Source organism: Sphingobium sp. TCM1 (assembly GCF_001650725.1).
Classification (GTDB): Bacteria; Pseudomonadota; Alphaproteobacteria; order Sphingomonadales; family Sphingomonadaceae; genus Sphingobium.
The window spans coordinates 11,833-31,171 of record NZ_LXVX01000012.1 but is presented as its reverse complement, the minus strand read 5'-3'; the positions used below and the strand labels follow the sequence as shown (position 1 = coordinate 31,171).

At 64.6% G+C, this 19,339-nt stretch carries 20 protein-coding genes; 11 read left to right on the top strand and 9 right to left on the bottom strand.

The window, feature by feature from the left end; all coding sequences use genetic code 11:
- Positions 1-364: 364 nt before the first annotated feature.
- On the bottom strand, positions 365-805 hold the full coding sequence (locus A7Q26_RS09125) for a cupin domain-containing protein (RefSeq protein ID WP_066859086.1): 441 nt from the start codon (positions 803-805) through the stop codon (positions 365-367).
- 122 nt (positions 806-927) lie between these two features.
- Between A7Q26_RS09125 and A7Q26_RS09120 the strand changes: the two genes are divergently transcribed.
- Complete coding sequence (locus A7Q26_RS09120; protein WP_066859085.1) at positions 928-1,230, top strand: glycine zipper 2TM domain-containing protein; 303 nt, start codon at positions 928-930, stop codon at positions 1,228-1,230.
- A 115-nt stretch (positions 1,231-1,345) separates the two neighbouring features.
- On the opposite strand, the gene A7Q26_RS09115 is transcribed toward A7Q26_RS09120, so the two are convergent.
- Entirely contained in the window at positions 1,346-1,621 is a 276-nt protein-coding gene (locus A7Q26_RS09115; protein ID WP_066859084.1) for a hypothetical protein, read from the bottom strand.
- A 153-nt stretch (positions 1,622-1,774) separates the two neighbouring features.
- Positions 1,775-2,182 carry an EVE domain-containing protein gene (locus tag A7Q26_RS09110; RefSeq protein WP_066859463.1) on the bottom strand — a complete coding sequence of 136 codons (408 nt, stop codon included), beginning with the start codon at positions 2,180-2,182 and terminating at the stop codon, positions 1,775-1,777.
- 102 nt (positions 2,183-2,284) lie between these two features.
- Between A7Q26_RS09110 and A7Q26_RS09105 the strand changes: the two genes are divergently transcribed.
- Positions 2,285-3,232 (top strand): isopenicillin N synthase family dioxygenase, encoded by a 948-nt coding sequence (locus A7Q26_RS09105; protein ID WP_066859083.1) that lies wholly within the window; start codon positions 2,285-2,287, stop codon positions 3,230-3,232.
- 57 nt (positions 3,233-3,289) lie between these two features.
- Here the strand turns inward: A7Q26_RS09105 and A7Q26_RS09100 are convergent, their stop codons facing one another.
- Positions 3,290-3,673, bottom strand: coding sequence for a dihydroneopterin aldolase (locus tag A7Q26_RS09100; protein ID WP_066859082.1), 384 nt, complete (start codon positions 3,671-3,673; stop codon positions 3,290-3,292).
- 122 nt (positions 3,674-3,795) lie between these two features.
- Between A7Q26_RS09100 and A7Q26_RS09095 the strand changes: the two genes are divergently transcribed.
- Genes A7Q26_RS09095 through A7Q26_RS09080 form a run of 4 tightly spaced genes read left to right on the top strand, consistent with a single transcriptional unit; the run spans position 3,796 to position 6,757 of the window.
- A complete protein-coding gene (locus tag A7Q26_RS09095) occupies positions 3,796-4,332 on the top strand; it encodes a GNAT family N-acetyltransferase (RefSeq protein ID WP_198162890.1) in 537 nt (178 codons plus the stop codon).
- Between the two features lie 58 nt (positions 4,333-4,390).
- On the top strand, positions 4,391-4,957 hold the full coding sequence (locus A7Q26_RS09090; RefSeq protein WP_066859081.1) for a DUF1285 domain-containing protein: 567 nt from the start codon (positions 4,391-4,393) through the stop codon (positions 4,955-4,957).
- Positions 4,954-5,565 (top strand): CoA pyrophosphatase, encoded by a 612-nt coding sequence (locus A7Q26_RS09085; RefSeq protein WP_066859080.1) that lies wholly within the window; start codon positions 4,954-4,956, stop codon positions 5,563-5,565. The genes A7Q26_RS09090 and A7Q26_RS09085 overlap by 4 nt, the downstream gene beginning before the upstream one ends.
- Positions 5,546-6,757 (top strand): CCA tRNA nucleotidyltransferase, encoded by a 1,212-nt coding sequence (locus A7Q26_RS09080; protein ID WP_066859079.1) that lies wholly within the window; start codon positions 5,546-5,548, stop codon positions 6,755-6,757. The genes A7Q26_RS09085 and A7Q26_RS09080 overlap by 20 nt, the downstream gene beginning before the upstream one ends.
- Here A7Q26_RS09080 and A7Q26_RS09075 read toward each other — a convergent pair.
- The 3 genes from A7Q26_RS09075 to A7Q26_RS09065 form a co-directional block, all read right to left on the bottom strand.
- Positions 6,721-8,475, bottom strand: a complete 1,755-nt coding sequence (locus tag A7Q26_RS09075) for a putative bifunctional diguanylate cyclase/phosphodiesterase (RefSeq protein ID WP_066859078.1) — start codon at positions 8,473-8,475, stop codon at positions 6,721-6,723. The genes A7Q26_RS09080 and A7Q26_RS09075 overlap by 37 nt on opposite strands.
- 60 nt (positions 8,476-8,535) lie before the next feature.
- Positions 8,536-10,824 (bottom strand): DNA topoisomerase IV subunit A, encoded by a 2,289-nt coding sequence (gene parC / locus A7Q26_RS09070; RefSeq protein ID WP_066859077.1) that lies wholly within the window; start codon positions 10,822-10,824, stop codon positions 8,536-8,538.
- A gap of 117 nt (positions 10,825-10,941) precedes the next feature.
- Positions 10,942-11,862: a LysR substrate-binding domain-containing protein gene (locus tag A7Q26_RS09065; protein ID WP_066859461.1), complete on the bottom strand. Its 921-nt coding sequence runs from the start codon at positions 11,860-11,862 to the stop codon at positions 10,942-10,944.
- A 131-nt stretch (positions 11,863-11,993) separates the two neighbouring features.
- On the opposite strand from A7Q26_RS09065, the gene A7Q26_RS25540 reads away from it, so the two are divergent.
- The 5 genes from A7Q26_RS25540 (at position 11,994) to A7Q26_RS26150 (ending at position 16,426) form a co-directional block, all read left to right on the top strand.
- The gene (locus A7Q26_RS25540) at positions 11,994-12,164 is read left to right on the top strand and encodes a hypothetical protein (RefSeq protein WP_198162889.1); all 171 of its coding nucleotides are present in this window, start codon (positions 11,994-11,996) and stop codon (positions 12,162-12,164) included.
- Positions 12,165-12,227: 63 nt separating this feature from the next.
- Positions 12,228-13,007, top strand: coding sequence for a trehalose-phosphatase (gene otsB / locus A7Q26_RS09060; RefSeq protein WP_066859076.1), 780 nt, complete (start codon positions 12,228-12,230; stop codon positions 13,005-13,007).
- Between the two features lie 32 nt (positions 13,008-13,039).
- The gene (locus tag A7Q26_RS09055) at positions 13,040-14,857 is read left to right on the top strand and encodes a glycoside hydrolase family 15 protein (protein WP_269747240.1); all 1,818 of its coding nucleotides are present in this window, start codon (positions 13,040-13,042) and stop codon (positions 14,855-14,857) included.
- Complete coding sequence (gene otsA / locus A7Q26_RS09050; protein WP_066859459.1) at positions 14,854-16,260, top strand: alpha,alpha-trehalose-phosphate synthase (UDP-forming); 1,407 nt, start codon at positions 14,854-14,856, stop codon at positions 16,258-16,260. The genes A7Q26_RS09055 and otsA overlap by 4 nt, the downstream gene beginning before the upstream one ends.
- A 31-nt stretch (positions 16,261-16,291) precedes the next feature.
- Positions 16,292-16,426: a hypothetical protein gene (locus A7Q26_RS26150; RefSeq protein ID WP_269747239.1), complete on the top strand. Its 135-nt coding sequence runs from the start codon at positions 16,292-16,294 to the stop codon at positions 16,424-16,426.
- A gap of 17 nt (positions 16,427-16,443) precedes the next feature.
- Here A7Q26_RS26150 and A7Q26_RS09045 read toward each other — a convergent pair whose 3' ends face one another.
- Positions 16,444-18,576 carry a GumC family protein gene (locus A7Q26_RS09045; RefSeq protein WP_066859075.1) on the bottom strand — a complete coding sequence of 711 codons (2,133 nt, stop codon included), beginning with the start codon at positions 18,574-18,576 and terminating at the stop codon, positions 16,444-16,446.
- Complete coding sequence (locus tag A7Q26_RS09040) at positions 18,576-19,250, bottom strand: polysaccharide biosynthesis/export family protein (RefSeq protein WP_232313741.1); 675 nt, start codon at positions 19,248-19,250, stop codon at positions 18,576-18,578. The genes A7Q26_RS09045 and A7Q26_RS09040 overlap by 1 nt, the downstream gene beginning before the upstream one ends.
- Between the last annotated feature and the right edge of the window lie 89 nt (positions 19,251-19,339).

Here is a 19,339-nt window from a genome sequence, read left to right as displayed (position 1 = left end):
GGCGTGTCCTGCACGCATCCCTCGATCCGAGGTCGTTGTGCAGGCTGTGCTCCGGGTTATGGCCAAGGGCCGCCTTCCCGGTGCTGGTCATTTATCCGATGCCCGACGTTCACTTTCGCGCGTACCCGGCAGCGGCTTCTACGACCGATCCGCCATTTGCAGTTCGATCCTTGCGGGCCGGCCTGCGACGAACCATCGATCTGACTTCAAATTCCTGATTTCTCAAGGAATTCTGGATCCGGATCACTCCGCTTCCGTCATCTCGATATGAAGATGGTCTCACCATCTGCGAGTCGTTCAAAGCGAAATCGGACAATTTGGTGACGATTTTTGCGCAAAGCTGTGGATAAGTTCGAGCCTTCGCTCACACGGGAGGCGACCAACCCGCCGGCGCGAGAGAAAATCCCGCAAATTCAAAGCCTGGCGTCACCGTGCAGCTCACCAGCGTCCAGCCGCCCTGCGGCGCGGCCGCCTGCCAATGATGCGCGGGTATCCAGCCCTGCGGGGTCTGACCAGCCAGCACGTCGCCTCCCAACAGCATTTCGCGCGCCGGCTCCTCATCCGCGGCCACTGACAAGCGGAGCGGCGCGCCCGCGTGCCAGAACCAATGTTCGTCCGCATCGACCCGGTGCCAGTGCGACCGGTCATGCGCCTCCAGCAGGAACAGGATAGCCGTGCCTGCCGCCCGTTCTCCGGGGGCGGCAGGGGCGCGCCACGTCTCCCGATACCAACCGCCTTCGGGATGCGGCGCCAGACCGAGGGCCTGAATCAACGCCTGTCCCTGACGCCCATCTTCCGCGCACATCGTTTCACCTCAAATTTTATGTGTTTGAAAACAGAAACTTGGATCGTTGTCGTAGGTTCATGCAACTTCGATCAACATAAGGCGGTTCAAGCGACAAATCAGCTATCTGGAGGAGATACTCAATGCGTAAAGCCCTGCTAGCCCTGGCCGCCGTTTCGCTGGCCGTTCCCGTTTCCATGGCGGTGCCGACCGACGGTGCCCAGGCCCGCAAACATTATCGCTACAAGGAATGGCGTGGCCGGGACGGCCGCACCTATTGCCGCAAGTCCGACGGGACGACCGGCTTGATTATCGGCGGCGTCGGCGGCGCGCTGGTGGGCCGCGCGATCGACACCCGCGGCGACCGCGCGACGGGCACCATCCTGGGCGCCGCCGGCGGCGCGCTTCTCGGCAAAGAAATCGACAGCAAGCGCCGCTGCCGCTGATCGGTCGAGCGGGCGCCGCCCCTTGTCGGCGCCCGCTTCCGCAGCATCAGCGCCCATGAAAAAAGGGACGGCATCCCGTCGGATGCCGTCCCTATCTTTTATTTGGCCATAAGCCTTAGTTCGAGGCGGCGCCGCGCGCTTCCTCAACCTTGAAATTGACCTGCTGGCCGCCCGACACGCCTGAAACCTTGCCGTTCTTGACAGCGAGGTTGAAGGCCACGGCGTCGGGGAAGCGACGGCCGGAAATCACCTTGCCACCCTTGGTATCCTTCACCTGGTACACATAGGTGTAGCCCTCGTGGGTGAAGCGCTGCTTGGGGGCTTCTTCCGCCTGGACGGCGGTGGCGGCGATGGCGCTCAGCGCGCCGGCGACAATGAACTTGGACAGCATTCGCATGGGTAAACTCCTTGTGAATGCCGATCAAACACCTCTGTTTTTATTCTCGTTCTGTTGAGGCCGTCATATGTTGCGCCGCGGCAAATAGACAATCGCAAAAAACGGCGGTCCGATTGCAGCATGTGCAACCATGTCCCACCGACGCTCTCAAGCCTTTGACATGGCGAGAATATGGTCGAACTGCGCCTTGGTCAGGGGAGATACCGACAGGCGTGGCTGGCGCAGCATTGCCATGTCCGCCAGCGCCGAATCGGCCTTCATGGCCTTCAACGTCACCGGCTTGGCGAGCTTGCGATGCGGGGCGACATGGACTGCGATCCACTTGCCGGTGTCGTCGGTGCTGTCCGGTGCGGCTTCCTCGACAATCTCCATGATGCCGACAGCCTCCACGCCGATGTTGCTGTGGTAGAAGATCGAAAGGTCGCCTTTGCGCATCGCCCGCATATGCCCCTGCGCCGCATAGTTGCGCACGCCGTCCCATTCGGCCTTCCCCTTTTCGACCAGGTCGTCGTAGGAAAACACGTCGGGCTCCGATTTCATCAGCCAGTAGTTCATTTTGCCTCCTTGCAACAGCGGCCCGGCGCGATCAAGGATGCGCCCATACGCGGGCGGTCCCATATACGGTTCTGCCCCTTTTCGATCTTTGGAGAACAGAACGTGTCGCAAACGGTGCTGGAACAGGTGCCCGTCCTGTCCATGGCGGACATGCCCAAGGCGGATTTCGCCATTGCTTTCGGTGAATCCTTCCAACGCTTCGGCTTCGCCATGGTCAAGGACCATGGCATGGACCAGAGGCTGGTCGACGATGGCTGGGCGCTGGCTCGGCGCTTCTTCGCCCAGCCCGAGGCGGTGAAGCAGCGCTACAATGCCAAGATCAATGGCGGCCAGCGCGGTTATACCGCGTTCGGGACCGAGATCGCCAAGGGCGCGAGCGAAAATGACCTCAAGGAATTCTGGCATGTCGGCCGCGACCTGCCAGAAGGCGATCCGCTGGCAGCGACGATGCCACCCAACGTCTGGCCCGAAGAAATGCCGGAGTTCGAACCTGTGTTCGCCAGCCTCTATCGCGAGTTCGACCGCGTCGGCGCGGAACTGCTGTCCGCCATCGCGCTTTATCTGGGCTTGCCCGAACGCTGGTTCGACGGGCCTGTCGAGAATGGCAACTCGATCCTGCGTCTGCTCCACTATCCGCCGGTGTCACCTCAGGCGCCCGGCATCCGCGCCGGCGCACATGAGGATATCAACCTCATCACCCTGCTGCTGGGCGCGGAGGAAGGCGGTCTGGAACTGAAGGATCGGGACGGAAACTGGTTGCCGGTCGTGCCGCCGCCCGGCGCGCTGGCCATCAACGTGGGCGACATGCTGCAACGATTGACCAACCATGTGCTGCCGTCCACCAGCCATCGGGTGGTCAATCCGCCGCCGGAACGGCGCGGTCATTCGCGTTATTCCATGCCCTTCTTCCTGCACCTGCGGCCCGACTTCATGATCGACGCGCTACCGCAATGCGTGACCGAGGACAATCCGCGCCGCGAAGCGCCGATCAGCGCACATGATTATCTGACCGAACGACTGATCGAGATCGGGTTGATCAAGAAGGGGTAGGATCAAGGTTCGGGCGTGTCGACGATCGTTTCTAGACACGCTCGAAACGAACCGAGGCTATTTGCGCCCGCGACCCAGGGTGATGCCGATTTCCTCGCCGCGCTCGCTGAGCGCCAGCTTCACGATCTTCACCTCGACATGGCTGACCTTGTCGTCCTGGAGGAAGATAGTGTCGATGATATGGTCCGCCACCGCCTCGATCAGGGTGAAATGCACGCCTTCGGGCAGCGCGGTCGAGGCGGCGTGCTTGAGGTCCATATAGTTTTTGGACTGGGTGAGCGGGGCTTCGGGACCATAATGGTCGGCGATTCGCAACCGCGCGCGGATGGAAATTCGCAGCGGTTGCGGGAGGTGCGTCTCCTCCGAATAGATGCCGGTCAGCACATCGACGTGCAGATTGTTGACCTCCAGCGTCAGAAAATCGTCAAATCCAGTCTGCATAGCTCGCCACATGCGGCTCCCGGTCCAGCAGGCTCCTGCCGTCCGGGTGGCCCTATTTAGTCTTTCATTTTGCGAAGCGGGCGCTAAAGCCCGCCGCTCCGGCGCTGCCCCATGCGCCATTGATGGCGGATCGGCAAGACGTGTCTCACATTCTTCCCCTGGATAGTCAGCCCGAAGCGGCGATCGAGTGGCTGCTCGACGCGGCCTTCGGTCCCGACCGCCACGGCCGCACCGCCTATCGCATCCGCGAGGGAATGCCCTGGCTCGCCAGCCTGTCCTTTGCCGTCGTGGATGACGAGGGCGCGCTCATCGGGTCGCTGCAAAGCTGGCCGGTGGCGCTGACCCAGGCGGATGGTAGCCAGATCCCGCTAATCATGGTCGGCCCGGTGGCGGTCGAACCCGCACATCAGAAAGGCGGCCATGGCCGTGCCCTGATGGACATGGTGGTCGCCGCCGCGCGGGCGCAGCGCACCGAACCGCTGATGATGATCGGCGACCCGGAATATTATGGCCGCTTCTGGGGCTTTTCCGACGCGGGCACTGGCGGCTGGGACGCGCCCGGTCCGTTCGAGAAGCGCCGGCTGCTCGCCCTCTCGGTCGACGACCGGCCGGTCGGGGGCAAGGGAATGCTGGCTCCCCGGATCGCCGTCGCGGCCTGAACCCCCGCGCTGCAATTACTTCTTTGCGTTCCGAGCGATGCGCTCCTATCTCCGGCCCATGCCGATGGAGCCACTGCCAGACCTGTCCACCCTGTCGCTCGCCGATATTGCGCGCCTGGCGCAGGAAAAGCGCCTGCCACCGGTCGCGCAGTGGAACCCCGATCATTGCGGCGACAGCGAGATGCGGATCGCGCGCGATGGCACCTGGTACCATCAGGGTTCGCCGATCGGCCGCGAGGCGATGGTCCGCCTCTTTTCGAGCATATTGCGGCGCGAACCGGACGGCAGCCATGTCCTCGTCACCCCGGTCGAGAAACTCGACATAGTGGTGGAGGATGCGCCTTTCGTCGCGGTCGAACTCAGGAGCGACGGCGAGGGTCGTGACCGCACGCTGACCTTCCGGCTCAACAGCGGCGACCTCGTGACGGCTGGCAGCGACCATGGCCTGACCCTGCGAGAAACGCCCGACGGCCCCCACCCCTATCTCCATGTTCGGGGCGGCATGGAAGCGCTGATCGCGCGCAGCGTCTATTATGAACTGATGAACCTGGCGCTGGACGAGGGCGGAGAACGGGTCGGCCTGTGGAGCGAGGGCGCCTTTTTCGCACTGGACGGCCTGACATGACGCTGGCCGAGCGGCTGCGCGCCGCGCTCGACGCAGGCCATCGCCGAGACGACTTGTTGCAACCATCCGATGTGCGCGATCCGCGGATCGAGGGCGACATTCCGCTCGCCCCCGCGGCGGTGCTGGTGGCGATCACCGACCGGCCCGAGCCGGGGTTGATCCTGACCGAACGCTCGGCGCGGCTGCGGAACCATGCCGGCCAGATCGCCTTTCCGGGCGGCCGGGTGGATGAAGGCGATGCGGACGAGATTGCCGGCGCATTGCGCGAGGCGCAGGAGGAAATCGCGCTGCACCCCGACCATGTGCAGGTGATCGGAACATCCGACCGCTATCATACCTTCACCGGCTTCGACATCGTGCCGGTTCTGGGGGTCATCCCGCCCGACCTGCCGCTGCGCCCGCGGGAGGGAGAGGTTGCCGACTGGTTCGAGGTGCCCCTGGCCTATGCGCTCGACCCGATGAACCGGGTGCGGCGCGAGGTGGAGCTTGCCGGTGCCCTGCGACAATATTACGAGATCGACTGGCAGGGGCGCCGAATCTGGGGGATCACGGCCGCCATCCTCGCCAATATTTCCCGAAGGCTGGGCCATGACCGTCTTGCTGCCTGACGCAGAATGGCAGCATCGCCACGGTCTGGACAGCCTGTTCACAACCCTGGGCGCGGCCGAGGGCAAGGCGCGTCTTGTCGGCGGCGCAGTGCGCGACGGATTGCTGGGCCTGCCCGTCAACGATCTCGACATCGCGACCACGCTCGACCCGCAAGAAGTGATCGACCGGTTGAAGGCGGCGGGGGTCAAGGCGGTTCCGACCGGCATCGACCATGGGACCATCACAGCGGTGCTGCCGGATGGGCCGGTGGAGATCACCACATTGCGCCGCGACGTCAGCACTGACGGCCGCCGCGCGACGATCGCCTATACGGATGACTGGCGCGAGGACGCGGCGCGGCGGGACTTCACCATCAACGCCCTCTACGCCGATCCGCTGACCGGCGCGATCAGCGACTTTTTCGGCGGCATCGCCGATCTGGAGGCGCGACGCCTGCGCTTCATCGGCGACGCATCGGCGCGAATCGCCGAGGATCATCTGCGCATCCTGCGCTACTTCCGCTTCCTGGCGCGCTATGGCGACAACGAACTGGACAGCAGCGCCTACGATGCGTGCATCGCCGCCGCCAACAGCCTGATGGCCCTGTCGCGCGAGCGGATCGCAGACGAGATGCTCAAACTTCTGGGCGGGGCCGCGCCGGTCCATGCCCTGCGACTGATGGTCGAAGGCGGCATCTTGCGCCCCGTCCTGCCCGAAGTGGACAACGCCGGCGTTTGCCGGGTCGAAAGCCTGATCGCGCGGGAAGGTAAAGCCGCCATCGCGCCTTCCGCCCTCCGTCGCCTGGCCGCGCTGTTGCCGCCGGACCCGATGCAGGCGGACCAGGTGGGCGCTCGACTGAAACTGTCCAACAAGGCGCGCAAGCGGTTGATGGTGGCGCTGGAACCGGCGGTGGCCGGCGAAGCGCCTCGCGCGCTCGCCTATCGCATAGGCGTCGATGGGGCGACCGATAGGCTGCTGCTCGATGCCGGCCAGTCGCTGGACGCGCTGGCGGAACTGAACGGCTGGACGCCCCCGGTGCTGCCGATCAGTGGCGGAGCCTTGATCGCGCGGGGGCTGGAACCCGGCCCCGATGTCGCCAAGGCGTTGCAGGAAGTGCAGAAACTGTGGGTCGCGGAAGATTTCCCCAACGCCGCGCGGGTCGCGGAACTGACGGATCAGATCGTCTCGAAATTCCAGCGCGCGCGCCAGTAATCATAGGCATCATTTTCGCTCATCGGGCGCGCGAAATGGTAGCCCTGCCCCTGCCAGCAGCCCATCTTCTGGAGCGCGTGCGCCAGATCCTGCGTCTCGATTCCTTCGGCCGTGACCCGAAGGTTCAGCGATTCGGCCAGCGACAATATGGTTCGCACGATGACAGCCTTGTCCCGGTCCTCCAACATGGTCGACACGAAGCTGCGATCGATCTTGAGGATGTCGATCGGCAGGCTGTGCAGGCTCGCCAGGTTGGAAAAGCCGGTGCCGAAATCGTCCATCGCGATCGGCATCTGAAGATCCTTGAGCGCAAACAGCAATTTGCGAGCCTTGTCAGGGTCCGCGATGATCGCGCTTTCGGTGAGTTCGGCCGTTAGCCGGTTGCCGGTGACGCCCGAATAGCGCAGCGCCTCCTCGAACATTGAGGCCACATCGTCGCGCGCCATCTGGATCGGCGAAAGATTGACGTTCACCCCAACCGGGATCACCTGTCCGAATTTGGCATCCCAGCGCGACAGCGCCTGCGCGGCCTCATAGGCCGCCCAACGACCTAGCGACGTGATGAGGCCGCTTTCCTCGGCCACGGCGATGAACTCGGTCGGGGGCACCCGGCCCAGTTCATCATCGTCCCAGCGGGCCAGAGCCTCGAAACCGGTGATTTCGCCGGTCTGAAGATGGATGAGCGGCTGATAAGCCAGCGCCAGCCCACCTTGGGCCAGCGCGTCGCGCAGCCGGCTCTCGATCGAAAAGCGCCGCTGCGCCTCCTTGAGCACGCCGTTGCGGTAGATCTCGACCTTGCCGCTCCGCTTGGCGATCTTCACCGCCGCCTGTGCCTTGCGGACCACGTCATCGGGGTCCTCTTCCAGATTGATCGAAAGCGCGCAGCCGATCGCGCAATCCACCCTGATCTGGAGGCCGCTGAGCCGGATGGGCGAACTCAGCGCCTCCTTGATCCGCTGAACGATATGAAGAGCGTCAGACAGGCCATTGTTAAGACGAGCAAATATCGCAAAATCATTGCCACCGATACGCGCCAGGACGTCGCCCTGCCGCAATCCGGATTTCAGACGCTTGGCGACGGTAATCAGCAGTTCGTCGCCCGCCATCGGCCCCAGCGATTCATTCACCCGGCTGAACCGGCTGAGGTCGATGGCAATGATCCCGAACTGGGCGTGCTCCGGCCAGGCATTATTCCGGAGCCGGTCGTCGATTTCCTCGCCGAAGCCGGTGCGGTTAGGCAACGCCGTCAATCCATCCGACAGCAGTTCGCGCCGCAGATTCTTCTCGATCGCCCGCTCGGTCGTTCGGTCGGTAATGGTCAGCAGGATCTTGTGCCCGTCCTCTCCATCAGCCGGCAGCCGCCCCAGGGTACACATGAAATATTCCGGCCCGAGCTTGCCATCGCGGCCCATCTCAAAGCTGAGCGCATCGTTCCCTGACGCCAGGAAGTCGGCGATGCGCCCGACCCATTCATCGGCTTCTTGCACCTTCCCGGCAGTCCGTTGCCGATAACGGACCAGCGCGTCGAGGAAGCGGCGATTGCCGGCGACAACCGACAGGTTGCCGTTTTCGAGATATAATATTCCCGCGGATTGCGGCAATGCTGCAAGCCATTGATCGGCTGCAATCCCCGGATCAAGATGCGCGTCATCGTCCCCGCACAGAGGCTTACTGCTGGTCTTGTTGACCGGCCAGTTGCGCACGGACATGGATTCCATGGGTCCGGCCTATCGGGAAGCGGTAAATATTCCGGAAACGTCGTTGGGATTTGCGATGAATCAAAAGCGGTTATCGCGGGGGAAACCAGTCGGCGGCATACGCCCGGCGGCCCCCCGCGCGACTTTCCAGGGAGTCATGTCCGATTCGGTCCGGGTCCGACCCGATTCGCCTCCCATCGTCCAGCTGAGACCGTCCGACAGCCGGAAGGCGATGGCGTCGGAAAGTCCTCCGTCCCGGTAGCGCTGCAACTGCACGCCCTGCCCGCGCGCCATCTTCGGCATCTCGCCGATCGCGAAGACCAGCAATTTGCGGTTCTCGCCGATCACCGCGATGCTATCCGCCCCTGGCATGACGGGATGCACGACCGCCAGCTTGCAGCCGGCCCGGACATTCACGACCTGCTTGCCCTTGCGCGTTTCAGCGATGATGTCGCCCACCGCGGCAATGAAGCCCCGCCCATCCGAGGAAGCGAACAGGATTTCACCGCCGACCCTTGCCGGCATCAGCGCGACGATCGCGCCTTCATTGTCCATGTCCACCAGTGATCGCACAGGATCGCCGAAACCGCGCCCACCCGGCAGCTTGTCCGACGCCAGCGTGTAAATGCGCCCGGTCGACGTCGCGAGCAGCAGCTTGTCGGTGGTGTAGGCGTGGAAGGCATATTGCGGCCCGTCGCCTTCCTTGAATTTCAGCGTATCGGCAGCGGCAAGATCGCGGTGGCCGCTCATCGCCCTGATCCAGCCGCGTTCGGACAGGATGACGGTAATCGGCTCGCGCTCGATCATCGCTTCCAGCGGGATTTCCCGCGCGGGCGCGGCCTCTTCCACCAGCGAGCGGCGGCGGCCCAACTCGGTTTCCGGCCCATAGCGCTTGCGCAGCGCGGCCAGATCCTTCTTGAGACGGGTGCGCTGACGAGCGGGGCTTTCGACCAGTTTCTCCAGTTCCTCCTTCTCCTTGACCAGTTCGCCATGCTCGCGGCGCAGTTCCATTTCCTCCAGCTTCCGCAGGGAACGCAGCCGCATGTTGAGGATCGCCTCGGCCTGCCGGTCGGTCAGGCTGAATTCGGCCATCATCACGTCTTTCGGCTCATCCTCGGTGCGGATGATCTCGATCACCCGGTCGAGGTTGAGATAGGCGATGATATAGCCGTCGAGCAGTTCCAGCCGACCGGCGATCTTCTCCAGTCGATGCTGGGCGCGGCGGACCAGAACATCGATCTGGTGCTTGAGCCATTCGATGAGCAGCGGCTTGAGCCCCAGGACGCGCGGCGTGCGCGTGGCGTCCAGCACGTTGAGATTCAGCGGGAAGCGATTTTCGAGGTCGGTCAGGCGGAACAGGCTGTCCATCAGCACCTGTTCGTCCACCGTCCGGGCGCGCGGTTCGATGACGATGCGGATTTCGGTATCGGATTCGTCGCGCACATCGGCCAGGATCGGCAGCTTCTTGTCGTTGATGAGCGCCGCAATCTGTTCGATCAGCTTGGATTTCTGGACCTGATAGGGGATTTGCGTGACGACGGCGATCCAGGTGCCGCGTCCATTATCCTCCTTGTGCCAGCGCGCCCGCGTGCGGAAGGCGCCGCGCCCGGTAGCATAGGCTTCGGAGATGATCGACGGACTGTCGACCAGCACGCCGCCGGTCGGGAAGTCCGGTCCCTTCACGATCTGCATCAGCGCGGCATGATCGGCCTCGGGATCGTCGATCAGCAGATTGGCTGCATCGATCAATTCGCTGACATTGTGCGGCGGAATACTCGTCGCCATGCCCACAGCGATGCCGCTGGCGCCGTTGGCGAGAAGATTGGGGAAGAGGCCGGGGAATACCTCCGGCTCCTCATCCTCCCCATTATAGGTGGGACGGAAATCGACCGTTCCTTCATCCAGACCCGCCATCAGATCGGCGGCGGCTTGCGTAAGGCGCGCTTCGGTATAGCGCATCGCCGCCGCATTATCGCCGTCGATATTGCCGAAATTGCCCTGACCATCGACCAGCGGAGTGCGCAGCGAGAAATCCTGCGCCAGCCGCACCATCGCATCGTAAACCGACGCGTCGCCATGCGGGTGATATTTGCCGATCACGTCGCCGACGACGCGGGCGCATTTCTTGTAGGCGGTCGTGTTGCGCGCGGGATTGGCGACCAGCACGTCCGGGTTCGCACCGCCCGGCTCCATGCGCAGGAGGCGCATCGCCCAGAGCAGACGACGATGCACCGGCTTCAACCCGTCGCGCAGGTCAGGCAGCGAGCGAGCGGTGATAGTCGACAGGGCGTAGACGAGATAGCGCTCGGACAGCGCGTCGTCGAACGGGTGATCCTTGATGGCGTCGAACGGGTCGCGGAAATCAGTCATCGCCGATGGCTTAGCAAAGCGAGCACGAAACGGAAACGGATTTGCTCGGTCACCCGTCAGCTTGTCGAGGGCGGCGGTGATGGCGCGGTGGTCGTCCCACCGGATTAAGGACCGGCCTCAGCGTGGCAGATACCGTCCCTCCCCGTCCGCGGCGATCGCGGCTGCGAATTCGGCCATGATCCAGTCGCGGAATGCCTTGACCTTCGGAATGTTGCGCGCGTGGGGCGGATAGACGATCCAGTAGCTGGCGATCTCGCGGACATAGGAAGGCACGGCCTCCACCAGCAGTCCGGCTTCCACCTCCGTCTTCCAGAGGAAATGATTGAGGATGGCGATGCCCTGCCCTGAAATGGCGGCCCGACCTTCCATCACCTGGCTGTCGAGCGCGATGCCGGGCGGGCCGTCCGCCGGGTCGGCCTCCACCCCCATGGCGGCGAACCATTCGTGCCACCACATATCGTCGGGCGAGAGGCGCGGCGCCGCGTGCAACGCCTGCGCATCGGCAATGCGGCCGTGCCGCTCCAGCCAGGCCGGACTGCACATCGGGACAAGGCGATTGTGCGTTAGCAACCTTGCCTCCAGCCCCGGCCATTCCCCCTTGCCGCCCCGGATCGCGAGGTCCACTCCGTCGCGCGCCAGATCGACCACGGCATCTTCGGCCTGGATCCGCACCGCGAGTTGGGGGTGACGCATCTGGAACGCGCCGATCCGGGGCGCCAGCCAGAGATGCGCGAAACTGTTGGTGCAACTGATCGTCAGCACCGCGGCATGATCCTGCGTCAGCGCGGCAAAACCGTCGCGCATCAGATCGAAGGCGCGGGTGAGGACCGGGGCGATTTCCCGCCCCTTGTCGGTCAGAGCCACCTTGCGCCCGAGCCGCTGAAACAGGCTGAGGCCCAGCCGCTCCTCCAATAGCTTCACCTGATAGCTGACCGCCGCCTGGGTCATTCCAAGTTCCTGCCCGGCGGCAGTGAAATTCTCCAGCCGCGCGGCGGCTTCGAAGACGCGGATGGCGGAGAGTGGCGGGAGGGGGGACATGGACATTCAATAAGCTGAGCTTATTTACACCGTCCAGCCTTTTGTTGGCGCGCACCGCGCAAAAACTCCATTCCTGCGCCAGCGGACATCGCGCCGCTCCTTACCACCGACTCATAAGCGAGGATCGCATCATGCGTGACGAATATGACGACCGGCTGTGGAATGACGGCCGCGAACATGCCAACCGCAGCATCGACGCGTTGCTGGCCGGAATCATGCAGGCATTCCGTGCCCTGCACCGCGTTCAGTGGGCGTCGCCGTGGACAGATTCTCCCTCCCCCGACCGGCGCTGCCGATCGTAGAAAAGTGCCGCACCTGCGAGATGGGGGGTTGCGATTTCGACCGGGAGCGCCACTTTCAAGGCCGTGACCGACCCACAGCCCTCCCCGCCCGCCCTTCCCTCCCCACCCGTTGCCCTGCTGGCGGACGCGGCGCTTTTCCTCGATTTCGATGGAACGCTGGCACCGTTGGCCGAGACGCCCGATGCGGTGGATGTGGACGATGACCTCCTCGCCATGCTGGCCGGCCTGCGTGATACGCTGGACGGCCGACTGGCGATCGTCAGCGGCCGTTCCGTGACCACGCTCCGCACGCTTGGCTTTGGTGATTTTTTCCTTGCCGGCACGCATGGGCTGGAATTTGCCCGCCCCGGCGAACCGGTGGACGCGCCGCCCCGCCTGCCCGCCATCGACGCGGTGGAGGCAGCCTTCCATGCCTTCGCCGAAGACAAGCCGGGCCTGCTGATCGAACGCAAGTCGATCAGCGTCGGCCTTCACTTCCGTGGCGCACCGCCATGGGGCGAAGCGGCCCGCACGCTGGCGGAAGAACAGGCCGATGAGCATGGCCTGACCGTCCAGCACGGCAAGATGCTGTATGAGCTTCGCCCCGGCGGCGCCGACAAGGGCAGCGCGGTACGCAAGCTGATGGGACATCCCATGATGTCGAGAGGCGTGCCCGTCTTCATCGGCGACGACATCACCGATGAGGAAGGCTTTGCCGTGGCGGCCGAACTGGGGGGCGCGGGCATATTGGTCGGGACGCCCCGAGCCACTTTTGCGTCCTTCCGATTGGAACAGGTTGCCGCCGTCAGGCATTATCTGGCGCAGGGGATCGCCGCACAGGATTGTCGGCGCCCATCATCCTGAGCGTCGAAGGGGCCGGAAAAATCCAAGAGCCAATGTCTTCCATCCACGCCGGAAACGAGCGCACGCTCGACCTCTGGCCTATCGGCAACTGCCAGGCTTCCGCGCTGATCGACCGCGCGGGCCGCATGGTGTGGGCCTGCGTGCCGCGCGTGGACGGCGACCCCGTCTTTTCCGCGCTGCTGGATAACAAGGATTGGGACGACGGCCAGTCGCGCGGTTTCTGGGCGATCGAACTGGAAAATGTCGTCGCGATCGAGCAGCATTATATCCGCAACACGCCCATCCTGGTCACGCGCCAGAGTGACGCGCAGGGCAATGCGATCGAAACCTATGATTTCTGTCCGCGCCACAAGCAGAAGGGCCGCATCTATCGCCCCGTCGCCTTCATCCGCATCGTGCGGCCGGTGTCGGGCAGCCCCCGCATTCGCGTCAGGCTGAGGCCGACGACGAGTTGGAACGCGGACAAGGTGCCCGTCAGCTACGGCTCCAACCATATCCGCATGGTCCTGTCCTACATGGCGATGCGCGTGTCGACCAACGCCCCGATCGGGCTCATCAGTCAGGAAAGCTGGTTCCGGCTGGAACAGGACATGCATTTTTTCATGGGGCCGGACGAAGGCTTTTCGGACGCGCTGCGCCCCGCGATCGAGCGGATGCTGGACGACACCATCCATGAATGGCAACTCTGGGTGCGCGGCCTCGCCATTCCCGCCGAATGGCAGGAGGCGGTGATCCGGTCGGCCATTACCCTGAAACTTTGCCAGCATGAGGAAACCGGCGCGATCGTCGCCGCGCTCACCACCTCCATCCCCGAGCATGCCGACAGCGGGCGAAACTGGGACTATCGCTACTGCTGGGTACGCGACGCCTATTACACCGTCGAGGCGCTCAATCGCCTTGGCGCGCTCGACGTGCTGGAAACCTATCTCGTCTATCTCCGCAATATCGTCGATGGCGCGAAGGGCGGGCACATCCAGCCGCTCTATGACGTGCGCGGCAATGCGACGCTGACCGAATGGGAGGCCGACAGCCTGCCGGGCTATCGCGGCATGGGGCCTGTGCGAGTCGGCAACGCCGCCTACAGTCAGGTCCAGCATGACGCCTATGGCCAGATCGTCCTGTCATCGGTTCAGGGCTTCATCGACCAGCGCTTGTTGCGGATGGCGGGCCATGCCGATTTCGAGTCGCTGGAAGCGGTCGGCGAGCGCGCCTGGATGGTCTATGACCAGCCGGACGCGGGCCTGTGGGAATTGCGCACCCGCGCCCATGTCCACAGCTATAGCGCAGTGATGTGCTGGGCTGCCTGCGACCGCCTCGCCCACGCTGCCGCCGCACTCGACCTACCGCTGCGCGCCGCCCACTGGAAGAACCGCGCCGACACGATGAAGGCGCGCATATTGGAAGCCGCCTGGCGGAACGACAGCAAGGCGATTTCGGCCAATTTCGAGGATGATGCGCGCGACGCATCCCTGCTCCAGTTGCTGGACCTGCGCTTCCTGACCCCGGACGATCCGATGTTCGTCGGCACGCTGGCCGCGCTGGAGGCAGACCTGCGGCGCGGCAACGACATGCTCCGCTACAGCACACCCGATGATTTCGGCGAACCGGTGACGGCCTTCAACGTCTGCACCTTCTGGTTGATCGAGGCGCTGCATCGCACCGGACGCACCGAGGAGGCGCGTGCCCTGTTCGAGGAAATGCTGTCCCGCCGCACCGCTGCGGGCCTGCTGTCGGAGGACATCGACCCCATGTCCGGGGAACTATGGGGCAACTATCCCCAAACCTACTCGTTGGTCGGCATCATCAACTGCGCCGTCTTGCTGAGCAAACCGTGGAGCGCGATGCGATGAGCCGCCTGATCGTCATTTCCAACCGGGTCAGCCGCCCCAGCAAGACCGGCAACCAGGGCGGCCTGGCCGTCGCCCTGTCGCAGGCGCTACGCGAGAGCCGCGGCATCTGGGTCGGCTGGTCGGGGGAGATCACGGACAATTTTACCGGCCATATCGGCTTCGCCGAGGATGAAGGGGTCAAGACCGCGACGATCGACCTGGAAGAACAGGATGTCGACGAATATTATAACGGCTACGCCAACAAGACACTCTGGCCGTTGTTCCATTTCCGCATCGACCTGGCCGAATATGCGCGCGATTTCGAGGGTGGCTATAATCGCGTCAACCAGCGGTTCGCCGACACGGCGATGCCGCTGATCGAGCCGGAAGACATCATCTGGGTGCATGATTATCACATGATCCCGCTGGGCCAGATGCTGCGCGACCGTGGACTGAACAACCGGATGGGCTTTTTCCTTCACATTCCATGGCCGCCCACCCGCCTGCTGGTGTCGTTGCCCCATCATACCAAGCTGGTCAGCACGCTGTTCGCCTATGACGTGATCGGCTTCCATACCGAGGAATGGCTCGAATCCTTCCGCCACTATGTCGAAAAGGAGATGGGCGGGACGGTGGATGGCGATTTTGTCACGGTCGGTGACCGGACGATCCAGGCCGTCGCCTGCCCGATCGGTATCAACGCCAGGGAATTTGCAGAAGCGGCGGTAAGCGAGGATGCGGGCGACATGGTCGAACTGCTCCGCGCCTCGCTTCAGGACCGGGCGATGATCGTGGGCGTCGACCGGCTCGACTATAGCAAGGGGCTGGAGGAGAGGTTCAACGGCTATGCCCGTTTCCTAAAGGACCATCCCGAACATCACCGCAAGGTGCTGCTGACCCAGATCGCCCCCCCTTCGCGCGGGGAAGTTGAGAGCTATCAACAGATCCGCGCGACACTCGATTCGCTCGCGGGAAGGCTCAATGGCGAGTATAGCGATGTGGACTGGACCCCGATCCGCTATGTCAACCAGGGCTATCCCCGCGACAAGCTGGCCGGTATCTACCGAGCTGCGAAGATCGGCCTGGTGACGCCGCTGCGCGACGGGATGAACCTGGTCGCCAAGGAATATGTGGCGGCGCAAAACCCCGACGATCCCGGCGTGCTGATCCTGTCGCGGTTCGCTGGGGCGGCGATGCAGCTGAAGGACGCGCTGCTGATCAACCCATATAGCCCGGAAGAAATGTCCGACGCGATCAATCGCGCGCTGGCGATGCCGCTGGACGAACGCAAGCGGCGCTGGCGTGCGATGATGGACAGCGTCGAAGGGCAGGACATCAGCTGGTGGCGACAATGCTTTACCGGCCGGCTGATGGCGGTGGAGCGCCCCGCCATGCGGGCAGAGGCCGAAGCCGAGGCGGGTTGAGCGAAGGCCCGTCCGCCGCTACGCCAGCCCGATGCACATTGACGACGAAGACGAACCGCGCGGGCTGTGGCCCGCCATCCGCGCCCGATCCGGCGTGATATTGGGGGCCATCGGCCTTGCCGCCTGGATCGCCATGGTCTGGTTCATGTTCGGGGACGTCCTATAGGGCGGGCCAAAGGCTTCCTAACCGCCCCGATGATAGTCATATTCAAAGGCGCGTCCCTGCTGCTTGGTCAGGATGGCGCCGATGATGACGCCTCCCGCGCGGCGCAACCGATCGACCGAGACGCGGAGACCGCCATGATGGTTGCGGCCCCATTCTACGACCATCAAGCTCGCCTGCACGCGCGCGCCCAGAAGGGGCGTATCGCCCAGCCCTAGGATCGGCGGCGCGTCGATCAGGATCGTGTCATAATCGTCTCGCACCGCCGCCAGCAGATCGTCGAGCGCCGGCGTGGCCAGCAGTTCGGCCGGATTGGGCGGCACCGCGCCGCACGGCAGCAGCGCCAGGCGCTCGACGCCGGTCGGGATGATCGCGTCGGCCGCCCTCGCCTGCCCTGTCAGCACTTCGCTGATGCCCTTGCCGGGCGCGACGCGGAAGAGCGCGTGCTGCACCGGCCGGCGCATGTCGCCATCGATGACCAGCACGGTCTTGCCGAGACCCGCCAGCGCACGCGCCAAGGCATTGAGCGTCAAGGACTTGCCTTCCCCTTCCTGCGCACTGGTGACGAGGATGGAGCGCGGCAAGCCGCCTGCGGACGCCAGCAACAACGAACGCGCGATGGGCGTGAAGATTTCGGGCGGCTGCGGATTATCCCCCGTCACAGGCACCGCACCCAGCAGCGGCAGGCCCACCCGTTCGGCCAGCGTGTCCGCGGACGTCACCGCATCGTCGAATATATGCCGCGCCGCCACCAGCAACAGCCCCAGCGCCAGCCCGCCGAGCGCAGCAAGAAGCAGCGTTTCGCCGATCTTGGGCGAGAAAGGGTGCGCCGGCACGGCCGCCCGGTCCAGCGGCTGAATACGGCCGGCCTGGAAGCCCGCCTGCGACGCCATGTCGCGATAGCGTTGCAACAGGCTGTCATGCAGCATCCGATAGGTGTCGACCGACCTTTCATAGATGCTGAGTTGCACATCGCGTCCGCGCGCGGCCTGGGCATCGCGCTCCAGCCCCGCGATTTCGGTCGCGATCTGCTTCTCGCCATGGACGGCGACGTCATATTGCTCCTTGAGCGATGCACGGATGCGGTTCGCCATTTCCGTCGCCTGATCGTCCAAAGCCGCGAGCCTGGCGCGCGCCTCGCGCATTTCCGGGTGCGCGTCCTTGCGAAATTGCCGTTCCTCGACCAGCGCGGCGCGCGCTTGCGCCCGCTCCGCCATCAATTGCTGCATGGCGCCGTTGTTGAGCACCTCCGGCAGCGTCTCGACACTGGCGCGTCTCGCGCTTTCCCAGCGCTTCTGCGCGGCGATCCGTTCCGACACCGCCTGCGCGCGATAGCCGTTGAGCTGCGCCAGCCGGGTCTCGATCGACCCTTCCGATGGCGCGAACTTCGGTTCGGGCGACCGGGGCTTGCCCGCCTCCTGCGCGCCCTTATCCGGCTCGACAGGCGCTCCTCCGGTCCGGGCGGCATAAATGGCCAATTCTCGCTCCGCGCGCGAAAGGTCGCGCCGAGCGCCGTCCAGTTCACCCAGCAGGAAGCGCCGCGCCTGCACGCCCGATTCGAAGCCACGTTTGAGGTCCGACCGGATCAGGCTGTCGGCATAGCTGTTGGCGACCCGCGCCGACAGCACCGGGTCGGCGCTGACGAAGCTGATCCGGATGATCCGCGACTTGCCGGGCAGTTCCACCTCCAGATTCCGGCGCAGCAGGGCAACGACCCGCTCCTGCTCGACCTGCCTCTGGCTGAGGCCGGCCGAACCTTCCTTGGGCGGGCTGACGCCCATCCCCTCGAAAAAGGTCGGCGTGCCGACCAGTGCCAGGTCGCGCACCACCTCTTCGGCCAGCGCGCGGCTGCGCAGCACTTCCAATTCGGTCTGCATGACCGTTTCCGTGTCGTCGGTCATCGATCGCGCCGCGCCCGCGCCGGCGGCGCCGGCGGGCACGTCCTCCACTTCGACCGAAGCCGTGGCGCGATAGTCCGGCGTCGACAGCAGGATGTAGAGCAACGCCGCCAGCAGGCACAGCGCCATGGTGACGAACAGGATCACGCGGTGCCGACGCAGCACCGTCCAGTAGGTGCGCGCGGCGCTCGCCAACCGGGCACCAATGCCTTCCACTTCCGGGCTGTCCACAGGATCGATCCGGGTCGCGACCATCAACGATCTCCATCCAGCGCGATGAAGCCCGCAGCGATGGCCGGAACCGCGATCAGCGCGCCGCCCAATATCGCCTTGGCGCGCGACAGGCCGACGATCAACTGGTCGCCGGGCAGAATTTCGGGATCGGGCGCTTCGCCCTTTCGGATGGCGGCAAGATCGAACATCGCGGCCCGCCGCTCCCCATCCATGCGGCGCACGACCACGACCTGACCGAGGCTCGCCAGCCGGGTTGGTCCCTTGGCCAATGCTACTGCCTGGGACAGGGTCAATCGTCCCTCGATCGGATAGAGGCCGGGTTCCCGCACCTCACCGTCCAGCGTAATGCGACGACCCACCGCCTTCTTCACGAACAAGGTCACCTGGGGCGACACCAGATAGCGCTCACCCAACCGCCCGGCGATGACGTCGGCGGCCTCACCGGCGGTCAGGCCCGCGACCGGCACGTCGCCGATCAGCGGCATACGGACCATGCCAGCAGCCGTCACCTGTGCATCCTCCAGCGACAGGCCCGGCTCATGATAGACCTGGATGCGCAGCACGTCCTCGGGCGACAGGCGATAATCCATGCCCACGGCCGGCGGCGGCGGCACGATAGCATAGGCCGCTTCCCCCGCAGGCGCATCCTCCACGGTCGCGCAGCCCGTCAGACCCGGCAAGAGCAGGGCGGCCATCCAAAGTCGCGGCGAGCGCCAGCGCCTCATGCCTCATGTCCCCCTCTGGCGATTGATCCATGGCGCGGACAGGCGCCGTTGGATCCGGG

What these genes read in the sequence shown, in the direction of transcription:
- A7Q26_RS09125 (WP_066859086.1), bottom strand. Translation starts at nt 805, where the DNA reads ATGTGCGCGGAAGATGGGCGTCAGGGACAGGCGTTGATTCAGGCCCTC.
- A7Q26_RS09120 (WP_066859085.1), top strand. Translation starts at nt 928, where the DNA reads ATGCGTAAAGCCCTGCTAGCCCTGGCCGCCGTTTCGCTGGCCGTTCCC.
- A7Q26_RS09115 (WP_066859084.1), bottom strand. Translation starts at nt 1,621, where the DNA reads ATGCTGTCCAAGTTCATTGTCGCCGGCGCGCTGAGCGCCATCGCCGCC.
- A7Q26_RS09110 (WP_066859463.1), bottom strand. Translation starts at nt 2,182, where the DNA reads ATGAACTACTGGCTGATGAAATCGGAGCCCGACGTGTTTTCCTACGAC.
- A7Q26_RS09100 (WP_066859082.1), bottom strand. Translation starts at nt 3,673, where the DNA reads ATGCAGACTGGATTTGACGATTTTCTGACGCTGGAGGTCAACAATCTG.
- A7Q26_RS09095 (WP_198162890.1), top strand. Translation starts at nt 3,796, where the DNA reads ATGGCGGATCGGCAAGACGTGTCTCACATTCTTCCCCTGGATAGTCAG.
- A7Q26_RS09090 (WP_066859081.1), top strand. Translation starts at nt 4,391, where the DNA reads ATGCCGATGGAGCCACTGCCAGACCTGTCCACCCTGTCGCTCGCCGAT.
- A7Q26_RS09085 (WP_066859080.1), top strand. Translation starts at nt 4,954, where the DNA reads ATGACGCTGGCCGAGCGGCTGCGCGCCGCGCTCGACGCAGGCCATCGC.
- A7Q26_RS09080 (WP_066859079.1), top strand. Translation starts at nt 5,546, where the DNA reads ATGACCGTCTTGCTGCCTGACGCAGAATGGCAGCATCGCCACGGTCTG.
- A7Q26_RS09075 (WP_066859078.1), bottom strand. Translation starts at nt 8,475, where the DNA reads ATGGAATCCATGTCCGTGCGCAACTGGCCGGTCAACAAGACCAGCAGT.
- parC (WP_066859077.1), bottom strand. Translation starts at nt 10,824, where the DNA reads ATGACTGATTTCCGCGACCCGTTCGACGCCATCAAGGATCACCCGTTC.
- A7Q26_RS09065 (WP_066859461.1), bottom strand. Translation starts at nt 11,862, where the DNA reads ATGTCCCCCCTCCCGCCACTCTCCGCCATCCGCGTCTTCGAAGCCGCC.
- A7Q26_RS25540 (WP_198162889.1), top strand. Translation starts at nt 11,994, where the DNA reads ATGCGTGACGAATATGACGACCGGCTGTGGAATGACGGCCGCGAACAT.
- A7Q26_RS09055 (WP_269747240.1), top strand. Translation starts at nt 13,040, where the DNA reads ATGTCTTCCATCCACGCCGGAAACGAGCGCACGCTCGACCTCTGGCCT.
- otsA (WP_066859459.1), top strand. Translation starts at nt 14,854, where the DNA reads ATGAGCCGCCTGATCGTCATTTCCAACCGGGTCAGCCGCCCCAGCAAG.
- A7Q26_RS26150 (WP_269747239.1), top strand. Translation starts at nt 16,292, where the DNA reads ATGCACATTGACGACGAAGACGAACCGCGCGGGCTGTGGCCCGCCATC.
- A7Q26_RS09045 (WP_066859075.1), bottom strand. Translation starts at nt 18,576, where the DNA reads ATGGTCGCGACCCGGATCGATCCTGTGGACAGCCCGGAAGTGGAAGGC.
- A7Q26_RS09040 (WP_232313741.1), bottom strand. Translation starts at nt 19,250, where the DNA reads ATGGCCGCCCTGCTCTTGCCGGGTCTGACGGGCTGCGCGACCGTGGAG.